Origin of the sequence: Escherichia sp. MOD1-EC5950, assembly GCF_002965345.1 — a bacterium.
Taxonomy (GTDB): domain Bacteria; phylum Pseudomonadota; class Gammaproteobacteria; order Enterobacterales; family Enterobacteriaceae; genus Escherichia; species Escherichia marmotae.
Map to the genome: position 1 here is coordinate 301,518 of NZ_PTSR01000002.1, position 15,865 is coordinate 317,382.

Consider the following 15,865-nt stretch of genomic DNA (forward strand, 5'->3'; position numbering starts at 1 on the left):
CGCTCCCGGCATGTTAAGGCATTAGCGCTTTCTGATTTCAGTGATGTAGGTAATGGCAGCATGTTCAACAAAATTGGACACGTCGTCATAGGCTTCTTTACCGACGGGAGAATTGAATGCTGCGATAGCGTCTTCAAGTGAGTCGAACCACAGTTCGGAGAAACCGTCGACGGGGGAATCGGGATATTTTTCCCGATCGATGGGGTTGAGTACATAACCTCTTAAGCCGGGGAGTCTGAGCGCTATCGCTGTATGTACCTCATCCCAGTATTTAACAAAATCGTCGAAGCTCTGTCCTTTTTTACGGGTAAGAAAGCCCACATGTTTGAAACCGTTAGCAGATGACATCATATTCTCCTCTGTATTAATTCATGTTTTTGTAAAACTGGCCGGCGAAATCCGGCATCGTCTTGCAATTTAGATGAAGCGTAATAGAGAAGGTGACTATGGCTGTTTTTCTTCGTGCGATAAACACGCTTTCACTCGTCTCTGAGTAGACATAGATTCTACAAATCGTTTTCAATTTATTGTAAAATAAATCTATATATACAGGGCTAATACCTCTCACGGACAATTATGAGAAGAACAGATCATCTGGGGGGAATTACGGCTTTTGTCGCCACAGCCCAGCAAGGAAGTTTTACGGCAGCAGCGGAAAAGCTGGGGCTGACAAAGTCTGCCATAGGAAAAAGCGTCAGTCGTCTGGAAGACCGCCTCGGGTTGAAGCTTTTTCAACGTTCCACCCGTCGGTTGAGCCTGACGCCTGATGGCGAGCGTTTTCTTGCCAGTTGCCAGAGCGCAATAGATATCCTGGAGCAGGCTGAGGCGGAACTGACGTCACATACCTGCCAGCCCTCCGGGCGCCTGCGGGTAGATTTACCTGCAGCCTTCGGACGACAGCGCATCCTTCCTATCCTGCTTGATATCACCCGACGCTACCCCGAACTGGCGTTGACCGTTACGTTCAGCGAGCGGTTCGTTAACCTGATTGATGAGGGGATCGATCTTGTCGTTCGCATTGGTGAGCTGTCAGACAGCAGTGGGCTGGTTGCCAGAAGACTGACAACCCAGAAGCTGGTGATCTGCGCCTCTCCAGATTATCTGTTCAACCACGGCGAGCCTGTCAGTATCGATGACCTGAATCACCATCAGTGCGTTGTCGGCTTTCGCCGTAACCAGCCTGTTTCGTGGTTGCTGAAAGAGGGGGATGGCCAAATCAGCCGCTTTGTCCCTCCGCCGACCCATGAGTTTGCCGATGGTGACGCGATGCTCGCTGCTACCCTGGCGGGAGGGGGATTGTCGCAACTCCCCCTCTGGTTGGTGGGCAGATATCTCGACGAGGGTAAATTGCGGGAAGTGCTGCCCGGACACTCCGGCGGGGAGATGCCTATCAGCGCGCTGTGGCCAAAAAGCCGCCAACTGCTGCCCAAAATCCGCTATGTAGTGGATACCCTGGTCAGGGCTGCGGAAGACGGCCTGCTTGATTAATTATTCCCTGCTATCGGACCAGAAGGGGTAATCTGTATAGCCTTTTTCATCTCCGCCGTACATCGTTGCCCGGTTAACGTCATTCAACGGCCAGTCATTAACCATTCGTTCCACAAGATCCGGGTTCGCAATGTAAGGCCGACCAAAACCAATCAGGTCAGCTTTCCCCTCCTGGAGATATGCTTCGGCACGCTGCTTATCAAAGCCACCGGTAATAATCAAAGGTCCGGAATAAGCTGCACGAAATTTTTCAATAAACCCGGCAGGGATGGCCTGTTCTCCCAGTGTTTGCTGGTCGCTCAGATGAACATACGAGAGAGAACGGGCGCTGAGTTTATCAGCAAGCATCAGCCAGGTTTCTTCCTCGCCATCAAAAGGACGCATGTCAAACAGACGCCCGAAGGGAGCCAGGCGGATACCCGTTTTACCTGAGCCGATGGCCGTAGAGATTGCGTCAGTCACTTCCAGAACAAAGCGCAGGCGATTGTCAGTATCCGCGCCACCGTACTCATCCTTGCGAGTATTCAGCCCACCATTAATAAACTGCTCAAGCAGATAGCCATTGGCGGCGTGGATCTCAACACCATCAAAGCCCACCCGAATAGCATTTTTAGCGGCCAGAACGTAATCCTGCACCACGGCTTTAATCTCGGTGATCGACAGCGCACGGGGTTCCGATACCGGAACCGGACCGGGTTTGCCGTTTTCGTCGCGTGCGTAGCAGGTGGAATTATTGGCTTTAACTGCCACCGAACTGACGGGGGCCTGTCCATTAGCCTGCAAACTTGTGTGAGAAATTCGCCCGACGTGCCAAAGTTGAATATAAATTTTTCCGCCAGCGTCGTGGACCGCTTTTGTAACTTTTCCCCATCCCTGCACCTGAGCATCGCTGTAGATTCCGGGAGTGAAAAGATAACCCTGTCCCTGGACGGAGATTTGCGATCCTTCTGTAATAATGAGCCCTGCAGATGCGCGCTGCTGATAATATTTTGCAGTCAGTTCATCTGGAGTATCGTCTGAAATTGCCCGTGAGCGGGTCATTGGTGCCATAACGACGCGATTTGCCAAGTTAGTGTCACCGGCCTGAAACGGGGTAAATAATTTTTCCATTTTTATCTCCTTTACTGGAGGAAGTATGATGGTCTCAACGACGTAATAAAAAAACAGCACTCTGGTCCGAACTAAGTAGACATAATTTCTACATTTAGTGTTCTCTCAGTATTAAGCCGTCATATTTTTGTTTTTAGGTGATGTCCCACGTGGAGATAAAGCCTGCCGCAAAGTTGATGAAGGCTCAGTACATCTGCTTCTGGCACATAACAGTCTTCCAGACAGCGGTCGATATATTCACTCGGCCCCGTATCAGTTCATCCAGTGCGGTTGCTTTGTTCATGGCTTTGATGATGTCCCGTTTCAGGAAATCAATATGCCGGTTATCCAGCTCAAGAAAATGCTGCTGCACCACAGGGGTATTCCGTCGAGAATACTGGCAATTTCACCTGCAATCCGTGAAAGCACAAAAGTACAAAATGCGGTTTCCACCACTTCAGCAGAGTCTCTGGTATTTTCAGCTCCTGTGCGTCGGTCTGCGCACGTGTAAGTTCTGAATAGTACGGACATTCGCACCAAAAATGTCAGCCGACTGCTTTTTGTTGACTTCCATTGTTCATTCCACGGAAAAAACAGAGAAGGAAGCGGCAGAGGCCAAAAAGCCCATTTTCAGTAACTGTCGTTTTCTTTCTTTTTAGGCGGTGTTTTAAATAAAAACATTAAGTTACTGTGAAGAAGAACGAAACGCCTTAAACCGGAAAATTTTCATAAATAGAGAAAACCCGCGCGCCTTCCCCCCCCGTAGTCTGCCGGATTGCCGGAAAGGGCCTGCAAAATTTTAGTCACCAAGTCCAGTTATAAGAGGAGCATTCCTGTCTCATATTCTCTTTTTCTGCTCCTCACTCTGAGGGAAATAACGATTTTTGGAAGTAATAGCAACCGCAACAGTCTTGCGTAATGATGGCGGCATCATTCATCTCTCGCAGTCTTACGCCTCTCTTCTTTAATCTTGAAATGTGACGGAGTTCCGGCAATGCCCAGAAACCAGCATTACAGGCCGATGTGCCACAGGCGACGCCAGTTGTTATTATCAATGGATTTCATATCCTCCCCCCGATGTGCGCGAATGGTGCAGTATGTTTGAAAAGATCGGAGTCTACGGGTTAGTTTTTACAGCAAACATTGTTCACAACAACACTAAAAAACAGAAATTTAAAATAATAGGGTTAAAAACCATGTATTAAATAATAATGCGCGATATGTTTTGTTATTTAGTGTATTGTATACGACCATTTACACAGGAAAAGCCTATGTCAGAACGTAAAGACTCAAAATCACGCCGTAATTATCTCGTTAAATGCTCCTGCCCAAACTGCACCCAAGAATCAGAACACAGTTTTTCCAGAGTACAAAAAGGTGCCCTTTTAATCTGCCCTCATTGCAACAAAGTATTCCAAACAAATCTTAAAGCTGTTGCCTGATTTTTGATTACTTATCAAGAGCTTTGATATTTTAATAATATATTTAAATCAGATAAGAAAAAACCCGCCTGAGCGGGTTTGAGATTGTGGTGCTTTTTGTGGGAGTCACCCACTTACGCACTTTGTTTTACTATGCCAGCAGTTAGCTTCTGCTATTAAACTATTCATACAGCAGACCTGTACTTCACCACAAAATGGGATTCTATATCCATTACTCTATCTGCATCTCTACTCAGGCATCAGCCATCTTCGTTATCGTATACAGTCGAGTCCTGGATTTTAATCGGTAATTATAACATTTGCTGCCGCAGGACCTTTAGCACCACTCTCTACAGAGAAGGTAACCTTTTGACCTTCAAATAAGGTTCGATAATTATCATTCTGAATCGCAGAAAAATGCACAAACACATCTTTACTACCATCAACAGGAGAAATAAAGCCGAAACCTTTATCAGCGTTAAACCATTTTACTAAACCAGTCATTTTATTTGACATTCTACATTCCTTAACTTGAGCCTTTCGGCATAAATGGTTTGTATAACAGAAACGACTTCGTACTTAATTGGAGAGACTCAAAGAAGGAATAAGTGAATAACACCTGAAATGAGAACTGCTTTAGTAAACTACTTCGTATATCGTCTGTTCTTCAAACCGACGCAATCATTAACGCATAGTTGTACACATAGAAGCAATGTTTATTTTAGACATCCAGCCACCCCCTCCAATTTAAAACACAAAAAACTCTCATTAGCGGGTTTTCTACTTTTTCTCAACACCGGATATACAAAGCCCATCGTTGAGAAAATCTCACCCATGTTTTTTGAAGCAAAAAGCAAGCATCATGCCGCCATCTTCGCTGAAAATTATTTATATTGTCAATTTCCTTAACTGCACCTCACATACGCTTCTTCCTGCCAGCACTTTGTAACCAGTTTATCAATAACGTCAGCATATCCTTTATCCCATTGATAATCCGTCATGTCTGGAACCAGCTTCTGGACATGACATCGCACCTGGGGGGCGGTAAACGACTAAACCAATTTCCATTGCAACGTCCGCACATCTTATAAACAGGCACGCCATGAAGCCGGATTCTTTTTTATCCAGGACAATACCTTTACCCTTACACCCTCTGCTCACCGTGCTGACTTCTCCCTTGCCATGACAATACTGACATAGTTTCTTCTCCCACCAGGTTGACGGTATATCCGAGCAGCGTTGGCATTTCGGATAACTTCAGCTCAGGTTTACGCTTCACCTCCACAGAGGTCAAACGCTGGATACAAAAAATTGTATGTGCGCATAAACGTCCCTGTTTAGCGCAGAAGCCACCGGAGTTGTTCAGGCTCCGATAGGGTAATTATGCCGTTTTGATTTCCCAAAAACATCGATACAGTTAAAATACTTTTACTCTCTGGAAGCCTTTCTTAGCTCTCTTGGTGTTATCTTAAAACGATTATGGAATCTTTCAGTAAAACGAGAAGGACACTTATAACCATTTTCTCTGGCAATCTCGCTTATGGATTTTATAGTCGTTTGTATAGCAGACAACGCATTATTTAACCTCACATCGTCCAATATACTTTGAAAACTTACCCCCTCGTTTGCCAGACGGCGATGTAATGTGGAAACAGAAATGTAGAGATATCTCGCAACCTTGTTTGCTGTCCATTTTGCTCCTGGTTCGGATAGCAGCAGGTTATAACAATGACTTATCAGTGATTGTTTACTATCTGATAAAAGTAAATAATTAGCATGATTTACTCCTAACGAAAGTAGAACAGCCATTGCTAAATGCTCCTGAATTTGAGTTGAGAAACCTCGAAAAATAGATATTTTTATCTGCTCCCAACAATATATTAACTCAGGATTCTGAGGTAAACAGAACCCTGTTTTGTTACGTGTTTGATCAGTTACCGCAAAAAAATTTTGAATTTTTCAATTAGTTCAATGGAAAAGCAAAGCATTTCTGCAAGATAAAGACCTGCTTCTGGATAATTCGCAATATAAAACTCATGTCCACATGGAAATAACATTATTTGATTATTATCAACAGTCAAACTATGCGTCTACCAATTGATAATTTTTTCCCTGACGGATACGGCATAAAGCTGGCATAATAGCCCTAACCCTATGAGTCTCATGATGTTTATGCATCCGTATTTCTTCAATCTTTAGGTTGGTCTTACCTTTTGCCAGCATACTCTCACCCTACTTTATCTCATAAACTGGTGTTATCTCAGCGGTTGTGATTTTATTGGCATTAAGCATATAACCAACTAACGCTCCGCTGGAATTAGAATCTACAGGAATCTTGTCAGTTTTCAGAGCCCATACTTTAAACTGGTAATGATGCGGTTTATCCCCTTTCGGAGGACATGCACCACCAAATCCGGCATAGCCAAAATCATTTCGGCCTTGAACAGCACCTGTCGGCAGTTTTGTACCATCACGTCTTCCTGCATCAGCAGGCAAATATGTTACTGTTGCTGGAATATTAACAACAGTCCAGTGCCACCAACCACTACCAGTAGATGCATCTGGATCATAAACAGTTACGGCGAAACTTTTAGTGCCCTCAGGGGCACCAGACCAGGTTAATGAGGCGATATATTGCCACCTTCACACCCAAATCCGGAAAAGATATGAGACTTTGTAAGTTGTTTTCCTGTTTTTATTTCACTACTTGTGACCTGAAACTCTGCGGCCTGCGCAGAAAATGTGATGAATACCAATACACTTGAAACGATAAGTTTTTCATAAAAACCTCTTTGTTATGACCTATCGTTATTTTATTTGATATTCCTTTATCTCATTATGCATAAAGACGCAATGTTCATGCAAAAGCAATCATAATTATAAAATAGACCCCAGCATTAGCCATAATATGCACGAATCATATTGATGTTATCTAAATAGATTTTAGGTTTATTATTAGTCATGTTGGCATAAGTTAGTATGATTTATAGACGGCTATTTTTGAACCAGAATACGCGCAATTTCACTGACAAGGATTTTTTGCATCTTGTTGAGTTTCCTAAGATGCCTCCTGTTGTACGACTCTTAAGTTGCCGTTAAATTCGCTAAGAAAATTTCATCCGATAAGTCAAGGCATGTAAAATATGAAAATTAACAAAATACTATCATCCGCAACATTATTGTATGGTATGTCAGTAGTCATATCGGTCGGGAATTGTTCAACAACTGTCCAGACTAATCTTCCTGGTTACACCCCTGGTGCAGATGTCATTAATGTTTCATCGACCAGAAACCAGGTCGATCTTATTGGTGATGTTGTTTATTCCCAGATAAAAGGGACCCGTTCTGTCAGACAGCTTCACATGTCAGTTCTTGTCCCGCGAACAAATGATTTGAAACCAGCCATTATTTATTATCCTGGCGGCGGATTCATGTCTTCTGAACATGACAAATTTATTGAAATGAGAATGGCTCTGGCAGAAGCTGGTTTTGTTGTAGCCGCTGTAGAATACAGAACAATTCCTGATACATTTCCAGCGCCAGTTGAGGATGGAAAAGCTGCAATACGTTACCTGAGAGAGCATGCCAGCGATTATGGGGTTGATCCTCAAAGAATCGGAGTTCTGGGTGACTCTGCCGGTGGATGGCTTGCCCAGATGATGGGAACTACAAATGGTGACAAAACCTTTGATAAAGGTGACTTTCTTCAGCAATCATCAGATGTTCAGGCAGTTGCCACACTTTATGGGATTTCTGACTTGTTGAATATTGGTGAGGGGTTGCCTGAATCAGTGCAGGAGGTTCATCGATCTCCTGCCGTAACCGAAGCTTTAATGATCAATGGCCCTGCATTCAGAAATTTTGCGGGAGCCCCCATCACAGCGTCAAAAGAAAAAGCGCTAAACGCCAGCCCAATCGGACATATGAAAGGAGTAAAACCCCCATTTCTTATTATGCATGGTAGCAAAGACACTCTGGTTTCACCGGAGCAAAGTGCCAAACTATTCAGAATGTTGAAAAAGAACGGCAATAATGCTGAGTACGTGCTGGTAGAAGGGGCTGAGCATGGAGATAATACATGGTATCAGCCAATTATTATAAACAGGGTTGTTGAGTGGTTTACTAAAAATCTGGGAGTCCCTATGAAAACCACCACCCAACAACAAACCCCAAACGCTAACCTGTAAAAAGCAGCCCGCATTTACATGCGGGCTGACATATTCCATTTGATTAAAAAGAAATTATTTTTAATGTGGTGCGCTTCGTGACAACAAGTTAATTACCAACACTCCGGCACAAATCAATATCATGCCTATAATGGCTGGCAGATCCAGACGTTGGCCGAAAAATCCCCAGGAAAGTAAACTAATCAGGACTATACCGACTCCTGACCAGATAGCATAAGCAATCCCTGTAGGAATATAAGCCAATGTTTGAGATAATAACCAGAATGATGCACAGTAACAAATAATTGTACCAACAGAGGGCCATAACCGTGTAAAGCCATCTGAATACTTCATTAAGGTTGTACCAATCACCTCTGCAAATATTGCACCACCAAGATAAATATAAGGATTCATAGCATAGTCTTTCCTGTTAATACCGGAGAGAATTGTACTACAGTTTGAACTTAACTCACCGGTTTCATCCCGGTGCATTCATTGATGTTCGTTTATATACCATCGATAACCTGAATTCCTGTCTGCGCCACTTTAGCCGCTGCCTGATTTATACTGGTTACTGAAACAGAAAGCCACAGAGCAGAAGGTGGCGTCATGGCACCGGACATTATCCTGCTGCGTACCGGGATCGACGTGAGGGCTGTCAAACAGGGAGATAATGCGTGGCACAAATTACGGCTCAGCGTCATTACCGCTTCTGAAATTCACAACGTGATAGCAAAACCCCGTTCAGGAAATAAGTAGCCTGACATGAGAAGTACATGCCGAGTTTTGACGAGATGGTGCCGGAGTTCATCGAAAAAATGGACGAGACATTGGCTGAAATTGGTTTTGTATTTGGGGAGCAATGGCGATGAAGCATACTCACGATAATATCCGCGCAGGCGCGATCACTTTCGTCAAACCGATCGTTATCATGATGATTGAGGTAAAGAATGGCGCAAAGTAGCGTTGTGAAAATTTAAACGTCTCAACGCCTCCTTGAATTTCTCACCCCACATGAAAAAGAACCAAACAGCCCGCTTTGAGCGAAAAACGAACTATGATATTAGCAAGAAAGCATCACTGTTAATATTCGAACAATTAATGCTCAGCTATTTCTCTATTATTTACAATCAGAAAGGACGTGTAATGGGTAAGGTTGATGAACTAAAGATGAAATATCCGGACGCGAATGCCTGGCAAATGGGCGACAGCCCTGAACTGGCTAACGAGCTTGCAGCACTTATAGAAAAAGGGATTAAAACGGCCTCCTGTGGCTCTTATGCCTCTTATCAGAAGGAAGAATTTGCCCCAAGGATTGGGAGCTATAACATCATCCTTGACGGCCAGGATGTACCGGTATGCGTGACCAGGCTGGTGTCGATGCAACTGGTGTGTTTTTGTGATGTTACTGCCGAGTTAGCTCGCAAGGAAGGTGAAGGCGATTTGAGCCTTGAATATTGGCAGAGAGAGCATCAACGATTTTTCACCCAGGAAGGTCATTTTTCTGAAGATATGGAGTTGATTATGGAAGAGTTTGAAGTTGTTGAGGTTCTGTAAGATGAGATAAACGAGCTGACGTTATATCAATTGGCATTTATAACAATGTCCGCACCTGACACATAGCGGATCTAAATATTAACGAGCGTCCACCAAATAGAGGAATGTCTAATAGGAACCTGGCAGTAGAACTGTCATCTGACTGACCAACCGACCCCAAACAACTAAGAGGTTTTGATAACTTATTTTGATAAAATTTTGATAACCGTTAGCAAACTTACATAAAACAACGGGCGTGTTATACGCCCGTTACAATATTTAACACATGTAGTGATTACATGTTTTTGATGATCGCATCACCAAACTCTGAACATTTCAGCAGTTTAGCGTCTTCCATCAGACGCTCGAAGTCATAGGTTACGGTCTTGGCGTTGATCGCGCCTTCCATACCTTTAACAATTAAGTCAGCCGCTTCAACCCAACCCATATGGCGCAGCATCATCTCCGCGGAGAGAATGATAGAGCCTGGGTTTACTTTGTCCTGACCGGCATATTTCGGTGCTGTACCGTGGGTGGCTTCAAACAGTGCGCATTCGTCACCGATGTTTGCACCAGGGGCGATACCGATACCGCCAACCTGTGCTGCCAGTGCGTCAGAAATGTAGTCACCGTTGAGGTTCATACAGGCGATAACGTCGTATTCAGCCGGACGCAGCAGGATCTGTTGCAGGAATGCGTCAGCAATCACGTCTTTAATGACGATCTCTTTGCCGGTGTTCGGGTTTTTGACTTTCAGCCACGGGCCGCCGTCGATCAGTTCACCGCCAAACTCTTCACGCGCCAACTGGTAACCCCAGTCTTTAAACGCGCCTTCGGTGAACTTCATGATATTGCCTTTGTGCACCAGGGTCACTGAGTCACGGTCGTTGGCAATTGCGTATTCGATTGCTGCTCGTACCAGACGTTTGGTGCCTTCTTCAGAACACGGCTTAATGCCGATACCGCAATGTTCCGGGAAGCGAATTTTCTTCACCCCCATCTCTTCACGCAGGAATTTGATCACTTTCTCAGCGTCAGCAGAGTCAGCTTTCCATTCGATACCTGCATAAATGTCTTCCGAGTTTTCACGGAAGATGACCATATCAGTCAATTCAGGGTGTTTAACCGGGCTTGGAGTGCCCTGGTAGTAACGAACCGGGCGCAGGCAGATGTAGAGATCCAGTTCCTGGCGCAGTGCTACGTTCAGAGAACGAATACCGCCACCAACCGGAGTAGTCAGCGGGCCTTTGATGGCAACGCGATATTCACGAATCAGATCAAGGGTTTCAGCAGGTAGCCAGACGTCCTGACCATAAACCTGGGTGGATTTTTCACCGGTGTAAATTTCCATCCAGGAGATTTTACGCTCGCCTTTATAGGCTTTCTCGACTGCAGCGTCGACCACTTTCAGCATGGCTGGGGTTACATCTACACCGATTCCATCACCTTCAATGTAAGGGATAATCGGATTTTCAGGAACGTTGAGTTTGCCGTTTTGCAGGGTGATCTTCTTGCCTTGTGCCGGAACAACTACTTTACTTTCCATTCACCTCTCCTTCGAGCGCTTCTGGTTTGCTCGTCTGCCACCACGTTGCACATGCGTTTGCGTCCTGCCACACGGATGCATTAGAGCAATTTTTTGTTAATGATTTGTAATTGGCTTGTCAATACTACCCTATTGTTTGTCGTCATGAAAGATGCGCGTTATTAGGCTATAATGCGGCAATTCATAAACCCTGAAAATACCATGCAAAAAACTTCTTTTAGAAATCACCAGGTTAAGCGATTCAGCTCGCAACGTTCCACCAGGCGCAAACCTGAAAACCAGCCCACGCGCGTGATCCTGTTCAATAAACCCTACGATGTTCTTCCGCAGTTCACCGATGAAGCCGGGCGCAAAACATTAAAAGAATTCATCCCTGTTCAGGGCGTTTATGCGGCAGGTCGTCTCGACAGAGATAGCGAAGGGTTACTGGTGCTGACGAATAATGGCGCGTTACAGGCGCGTTTAACCCAGCCGGGCAAACGCACCGGAAAAATCTATTATGTGCAGGTGGAAGGCATTCCCACGCAAGACGCACTTGAAGCCTTGCGCAATGGCGTAACCTTAAATGATGGCCCTACCCTGCCCGCAGGTGTGGAACTGGTTGAAGAACCGGAGTGGTTATGGCCACGTAATCCACCAATTCGTGAGCGTAAAAGTATTCCTACCTCCTGGCTTAAGATCACCTTATATGAAGGACGTAATCGCCAGGTGCGCCGCATGACCGCCCATGTTGGTTTCCCCACGCTGCGACTGATTCGCTATGCGATGGGTAATTACACGCTGGATAATCTTGCCAATGGCGAATGGCGAGAAGCGACAGAATAAGGACGCAAAATGTTTAAACCGCACGTTACCGTTGCCTGCGTGGTGCACGCAGAAGGCAAATTTTTAGTCGTTGAAGAGACGATTAATGGTAAAGCGTTATGGAACCAACCCGCCGGGCATCTGGAGGCGGATGAAACATTAACAGAAGCAGCGGCGCGTGAGCTGTGGGAAGAAACCGGCATCAGCGCGCAACCGCAATATTTCATCCGTATGCATCAGTGGATTGCGCCGGATAAGACGCCATTTTTGCGCTTCCTGTTTGCCATTGAGCTTGAGCAAATATGCCCAACACACCCTCATGACAGTGATATCGACTGTTGCCGTTGGGTCAGTGCTGAAGAGATTTTACAGGCACCAAATCTGCGCTCGCCATTAGTGGCAGAAAGTATTCGTTGTTATCAAAGCGGGCAACATTATCCGCTGGAGATGATTGGCGAGTTTAACTGGCCTTTTACAAAGGGTGTCATCTAAAAGGCTGCGTGATAGAATACGCCGCCTTGAAGTTCAATGTCGTGAGTAATCCAATGTCTGAAACCGCAAAAAAAGTGATCGTCGGCATGTCCGGCGGCGTCGATTCCTCCGTTTCTGCCTGGCTGTTGCAACAACAGGGATATCAGGTCAAAGGCCTGTTTATGAAGAACTGGGAAGAAGACGACGGTGAGGAATATTGCACGGCGGCAGCGGATCTGGCTGATGCCCAGGCTGTCTGCGATAAGCTCGGCATTGAACTGCACACTGTCAACTTTGCAGCCGAGTACTGGGACAACGTCTTTGAACTGTTCCTTGCTGAATATAAAGCGGGTCGCACGCCGAACCCGGATATTCTGTGCAACAAAGAGATCAAATTTAAAGCCTTCCTCGAATTTGCCGCCGAAGATTTAGGTGCCGATTATATCGCTACCGGCCATTACGTTCGTCGTGCAGATGTCAATGGCAAGAGCCGCCTGCTGCGTGGTCTGGACAGCAACAAAGACCAGAGCTACTTCCTTTATACACTTAGCCATGAGCAGATAGCGCAAAGCCTGTTCCCGGTTGGCGAACTGGAAAAACCGCAGGTACGTAAGATTGCGGAAGATCTCGGTCTGGTCACCGCGAAGAAAAAAGATTCTACCGGGATCTGCTTTATCGGTGAACGTAAATTCCGCGAGTTTCTTGGCCGTTATCTCCCGGCGCAACCGGGAAAAATCATTACTGTCGATGGTGATGAGATTGGCGAGCACCAGGGGCTGATGTATCACACCCTCGGACAGCGTAAAGGCCTGGGCATCGGTGGCACCAAAGACGGCACTGAAGAGCCGTGGTACGTGGTGGATAAAGACGTCGAGAACAACATTCTGATTGTTGCGCAGGGTCATGAACACCCACGTCTGATGTCTGTCGGATTGATTGCCCAGCAACTGCACTGGGTCGATCGCGAACCTTTCACCGGCACTATGCGTTGCACGGTGAAAACCCGCTACCGCCAGACTGACATTCCATGCACCGTCAAGGCGCTGGATGATGATCGCATTGAAGTGATTTTCGATGAGCCGGTTGCGGCCGTCACTCCAGGTCAATCCGCCGTCTTCTATAACGGTGAAGTGTGCCTCGGCGGCGGCATCATTGAGCAGCGTCTGCCGCTGCCAGTCTGATTATTTTCTTACTTAAAACAAGGAAGCAGTGAACGTGGCAAAGAATTACTATGACATCACCCTCGCCCTGGCCGGTATTTGTCAGGCGGCACGCCTGGTACAACAGCTTGCTCACCAGGGGCATTGTGATGCCGATGCGCTACACGTCTCACTCAACAGTATTATCGATGTGAACCCCAGCTCCACGCTGGCGGTTTTTGGCGGCAGCGAAGCCAACCTGCGCGTCGGGCTGGAAACCCTGCTCGGCGTGCTCAATGCCAGCAGTCGCCAGGGCTTAAACGCTGAGTTAACCCGCTACACCCTTAGCCTGATGGTGCTTGAGCGCAAACTCTCGTCTGCCAAAGGTGCGCTCGACACGCTGGGTAACCGGATTAACGGTCTGCAACGCCAGCTCGAACATTTCGATTTACAGTCGGAAACGCTGATGAGCGCAATGGCTGCTATTTATGTTGATGTTATCAGCCCACTTGGCCCACGTATTCAGGTCACCGGTTCCCCTGCCGTACTGCAAAGCCCACAGGTGCAGGCGAAAGTTCGCGCTACCCTGCTGGCAGGCATTCGCGCCGCCGTGCTCTGGCACCAGGTTGGCGGCGGACGTCTACAACTGATGTTTTCTCGTAATCGCCTGACCACTCAGGCAAAACAAATTCTTGCTCATTTAACCCCGGAGTTGTGATCTATGGAATTATCCTCACTGACCGCCGTTTCCCCTGTCGACGGACGCTACGGCGATAAAGTCAGCGCGCTGCGCGGGATTTTCAGCGAATATGGTTTGCTGAAATTCCGTGTACAAGTTGAAGTACGTTGGCTGCAAAAACTGGCCGCGCACGCAGCGATCAAGGAAGTTCCTGCTTTTGCTGCCGACGCAATCGGTTACCTTGATGCAATCGTCGCTAATTTCAGTGAAGAAGATGCGGCGCGAATCAAAACCATTGAGCGTACCACTAACCACGACGTTAAAGCGGTTGAGTATTTCCTGAAAGAAAAAGTGGCTGAGATCCCAGAACTGCACGCAGTTTCTGAATTTATTCACTTTGCCTGCACCTCAGAAGACATCAACAACCTCTCCCACGCATTGATGCTGAAAACCGCGCGTGATGAAGTGATCCTGCCGTACTGGCGTCAACTGATTGACGGCATTAAAGATCTGGCTGTTCAGTATCGCGATATTCCGCTGCTATCCCGTACCCACGGTCAGCCAGCGACACCGTCAACCATCGGTAAAGAGATGGCTAACGTCGCTTATCGTATGGAGCGCCAGTTCCGCCAGCTTAATCAGGTGGAAATCCTCGGCAAAATCAACGGCGCGGTCGGTAACTATAATGCCCACATCGCCGCGTATCCGGAAGTTGACTGGCATCAGTTCAGTGAAGAGTTTGTCACCTCACTGGGTATTCAGTGGAACCCGTACACCACCCAGATTGAACCGCACGACTACATTGCCGAACTGTTTGATTGCATCGCGCGCTTTAACACCATTCTGATCGACTTTGACCGTGACGTCTGGGGTTATATCGCCCTTAACCATTTCAAACAGAAAACCATCGCCGGTGAGATTGGTTCTTCCACCATGCCGCACAAGGTTAACCCAATCGACTTCGAAAACTCCGAAGGTAACCTGGGGCTTTCCAACGCGGTGTTGCAGCACCTGGCCAGCAAACTGCCGGTTTCCCGTTGGCAGCGTGACCTGACCGACTCTACCGTGCTACGTAACCTCGGAGTGGGCATCGGTTATGCGCTAATTGCTTACCAGTCCACCCTGAAAGGCATGAGCAAACTGGAAGTGAACCGTGACCATCTGCTGGATGAACTGGATCACAACTGGGAAGTGCTGGCTGAGCCGATCCAGACAGTTATGCGTCGCTATGGCATCGAAAAACCGTACGAGAAGCTGAAAGAACTGACTCGCGGTAAACGCGTTGACGCCGAAGGCATGAAGCAATTTATCGACGGTCTGGCGCTGCCGGAAGAAGAGAAAGCGCGCCTGAAAGCGATGACCCCTGCTAACTACATTGGTCGCGCCATCACAATGGTGGATGAGCTGAAATAACACCCATATCAATGCCGGATGGCGATGCTGTCCGGCCTGCTTCTTAAGCTGATCTTTTCCCGTATTATCTCCCCTACCCGCTGGTTTAATTAATGTTTACTCCCATAAACACA

15 protein-coding genes and 5 pseudogenes are annotated in these 15,865 nt (G+C 46.7%); 11 read left to right on the forward strand and 9 right to left on the reverse strand.

The window, feature by feature from the left end:
- Nucleotides 1-21: 21 nt before the first annotated feature.
- Nucleotides 22-348 carry an EthD family reductase gene (locus tag BEA93_RS03825; RefSeq protein ID WP_000092982.1) on the reverse strand — a complete coding sequence of 109 codons (327 nt, stop codon included), beginning with the start codon at nt 346-348 and terminating at the stop codon, nt 22-24.
- Nucleotides 349-576: 228 nt separating this feature from the next.
- Here BEA93_RS03825 and BEA93_RS03830 point away from each other — a divergent pair, with 228 nt between their 5' ends.
- Nucleotides 577-1,488 carry a LysR family transcriptional regulator gene (locus BEA93_RS03830; RefSeq protein WP_016248625.1) on the forward strand — a complete coding sequence of 304 codons (912 nt, stop codon included), beginning with the start codon at nt 577-579 and terminating at the stop codon, nt 1,486-1,488.
- Here BEA93_RS03830 and BEA93_RS03835 read toward each other — a convergent pair whose 3' ends face one another.
- Together BEA93_RS03835 and BEA93_RS03840 are read right to left on the reverse strand one after the other, a co-directional pair.
- Entirely contained in the window at nt 1,489-2,598 is a 1,110-nt protein-coding gene (locus tag BEA93_RS03835) for an alkene reductase (protein WP_105224298.1), read from the reverse strand. It abuts the gene before it with no gap.
- A 184-nt stretch (nt 2,599-2,782) separates the two neighbouring features.
- Nucleotides 2,783-3,089 (reverse strand): annotated as a pseudogene (locus BEA93_RS03840) (terminase small subunit); the annotation flags it as partial.
- Nucleotides 3,090-3,848: 759 nt separating this feature from the next.
- Between BEA93_RS03840 and ynfU the strand changes: the two are divergent.
- On the forward strand, nt 3,849-4,019 hold the full coding sequence (gene ynfU / locus BEA93_RS25555; RefSeq protein WP_001405948.1) for a putative zinc-binding protein YnfU: 171 nt from the start codon (nt 3,849-3,851) through the stop codon (nt 4,017-4,019).
- Nucleotides 4,020-4,298: 279 nt separating this feature from the next.
- Here ynfU and cspB read toward each other — a convergent pair whose 3' ends face one another.
- The 4 genes and pseudogenes from cspB to BEA93_RS03865 all read right to left on the reverse strand — a co-directional run bounded on the left by cspB (nt 4,299) and on the right by BEA93_RS03865 (nt 6,769).
- Nucleotides 4,299-4,514 (reverse strand): cold shock-like protein CspB, encoded by a 216-nt coding sequence (cspB, locus tag BEA93_RS03850; protein WP_000066486.1) that lies wholly within the window; start codon nt 4,512-4,514, stop codon nt 4,299-4,301.
- Between the two features lie 372 nt (nt 4,515-4,886).
- A pseudogene (locus tag BEA93_RS03855) lies at nt 4,887-5,210 on the reverse strand (antitermination protein Q); the annotation flags it as partial.
- Nucleotides 5,211-5,426: 216 nt separating this feature from the next.
- Nucleotides 5,427-6,221, reverse strand: a pseudogene (locus BEA93_RS03860) (helix-turn-helix transcriptional regulator).
- Nucleotides 6,222-6,230: 9 nt separating this feature from the next.
- Nucleotides 6,231-6,769 (reverse strand): annotated as a pseudogene (locus tag BEA93_RS03865) (kinase inhibitor).
- Between the two features lie 372 nt (nt 6,770-7,141).
- On the opposite strand from BEA93_RS03865, the gene BEA93_RS03870 reads away from it, so the two are divergent.
- Nucleotides 7,142-8,185 (forward strand): alpha/beta hydrolase, encoded by a 1,044-nt coding sequence (locus BEA93_RS03870; RefSeq protein WP_105224297.1) that lies wholly within the window; start codon nt 7,142-7,144, stop codon nt 8,183-8,185.
- Between the two features lie 60 nt (nt 8,186-8,245).
- Here the strand turns inward: BEA93_RS03870 and emrE are convergent, their stop codons facing one another.
- Nucleotides 8,246-8,578 (reverse strand): multidrug efflux SMR transporter EmrE, encoded by a 333-nt coding sequence (emrE, locus tag BEA93_RS03875; RefSeq protein WP_105224296.1) that lies wholly within the window; start codon nt 8,576-8,578, stop codon nt 8,246-8,248.
- Between the two features lie 195 nt (nt 8,579-8,773).
- Here emrE and BEA93_RS26300 point away from each other — a divergent pair.
- The 3 genes and pseudogenes from BEA93_RS26300 to BEA93_RS03890 form a co-directional block, all read left to right on the forward strand.
- Nucleotides 8,774-8,920: pseudogene (locus BEA93_RS26300) on the forward strand (exonuclease); the annotation flags it as partial.
- A gap of 112 nt (nt 8,921-9,032) precedes the next feature.
- Nucleotides 9,033-9,128, forward strand: a complete 96-nt coding sequence (locus BEA93_RS24960) for a DUF1317 family protein (RefSeq protein WP_109043792.1) — start codon at nt 9,033-9,035, stop codon at nt 9,126-9,128.
- 182 nt (nt 9,129-9,310) lie between these two features.
- Complete coding sequence (locus tag BEA93_RS03890; protein WP_001516236.1) at nt 9,311-9,721, forward strand: ASCH domain-containing protein; 411 nt, start codon at nt 9,311-9,313, stop codon at nt 9,719-9,721.
- Between the two features lie 274 nt (nt 9,722-9,995).
- On the opposite strand, the gene icd is transcribed toward BEA93_RS03890, so the two are convergent.
- On the reverse strand, nt 9,996-11,246 hold the full coding sequence (gene icd / locus BEA93_RS03895) for an NADP-dependent isocitrate dehydrogenase (RefSeq protein WP_105224295.1): 1,251 nt from the start codon (nt 11,244-11,246) through the stop codon (nt 9,996-9,998).
- A 171-nt stretch (nt 11,247-11,417) separates the two neighbouring features.
- On the opposite strand from icd, the gene rluE reads away from it, so the two are divergent.
- From rluE to purB, 5 genes are read left to right on the forward strand one after another with little or no spacing between them, the layout of a single operon-like run.
- Nucleotides 11,418-12,071, forward strand: a complete 654-nt coding sequence (rluE, locus tag BEA93_RS03900; protein ID WP_001516210.1) for a 23S rRNA pseudouridine(2457) synthase RluE — start codon at nt 11,418-11,420, stop codon at nt 12,069-12,071.
- Between the two features lie 9 nt (nt 12,072-12,080).
- Nucleotides 12,081-12,542, forward strand: a complete 462-nt coding sequence (gene nudJ, locus BEA93_RS03905; RefSeq protein WP_000476079.1) for a phosphatase NudJ — start codon at nt 12,081-12,083, stop codon at nt 12,540-12,542.
- A 53-nt stretch (nt 12,543-12,595) separates the two neighbouring features.
- A complete protein-coding gene (mnmA, locus tag BEA93_RS03910; RefSeq protein ID WP_105224294.1) occupies nt 12,596-13,702 on the forward strand; it encodes a tRNA 2-thiouridine(34) synthase MnmA in 1,107 nt (368 codons plus the stop codon).
- A gap of 34 nt (nt 13,703-13,736) precedes the next feature.
- Nucleotides 13,737-14,378, forward strand: coding sequence for a high frequency lysogenization protein HflD (gene hflD, locus BEA93_RS03915; protein ID WP_001516208.1), 642 nt, complete (start codon nt 13,737-13,739; stop codon nt 14,376-14,378).
- A 3-nt stretch (nt 14,379-14,381) separates the two neighbouring features.
- Nucleotides 14,382-15,752 (forward strand): adenylosuccinate lyase, encoded by a 1,371-nt coding sequence (gene purB, locus BEA93_RS03920; protein WP_105224293.1) that lies wholly within the window; start codon nt 14,382-14,384, stop codon nt 15,750-15,752.
- Nucleotides 15,753-15,865: the final 113 nt, after the last annotated feature.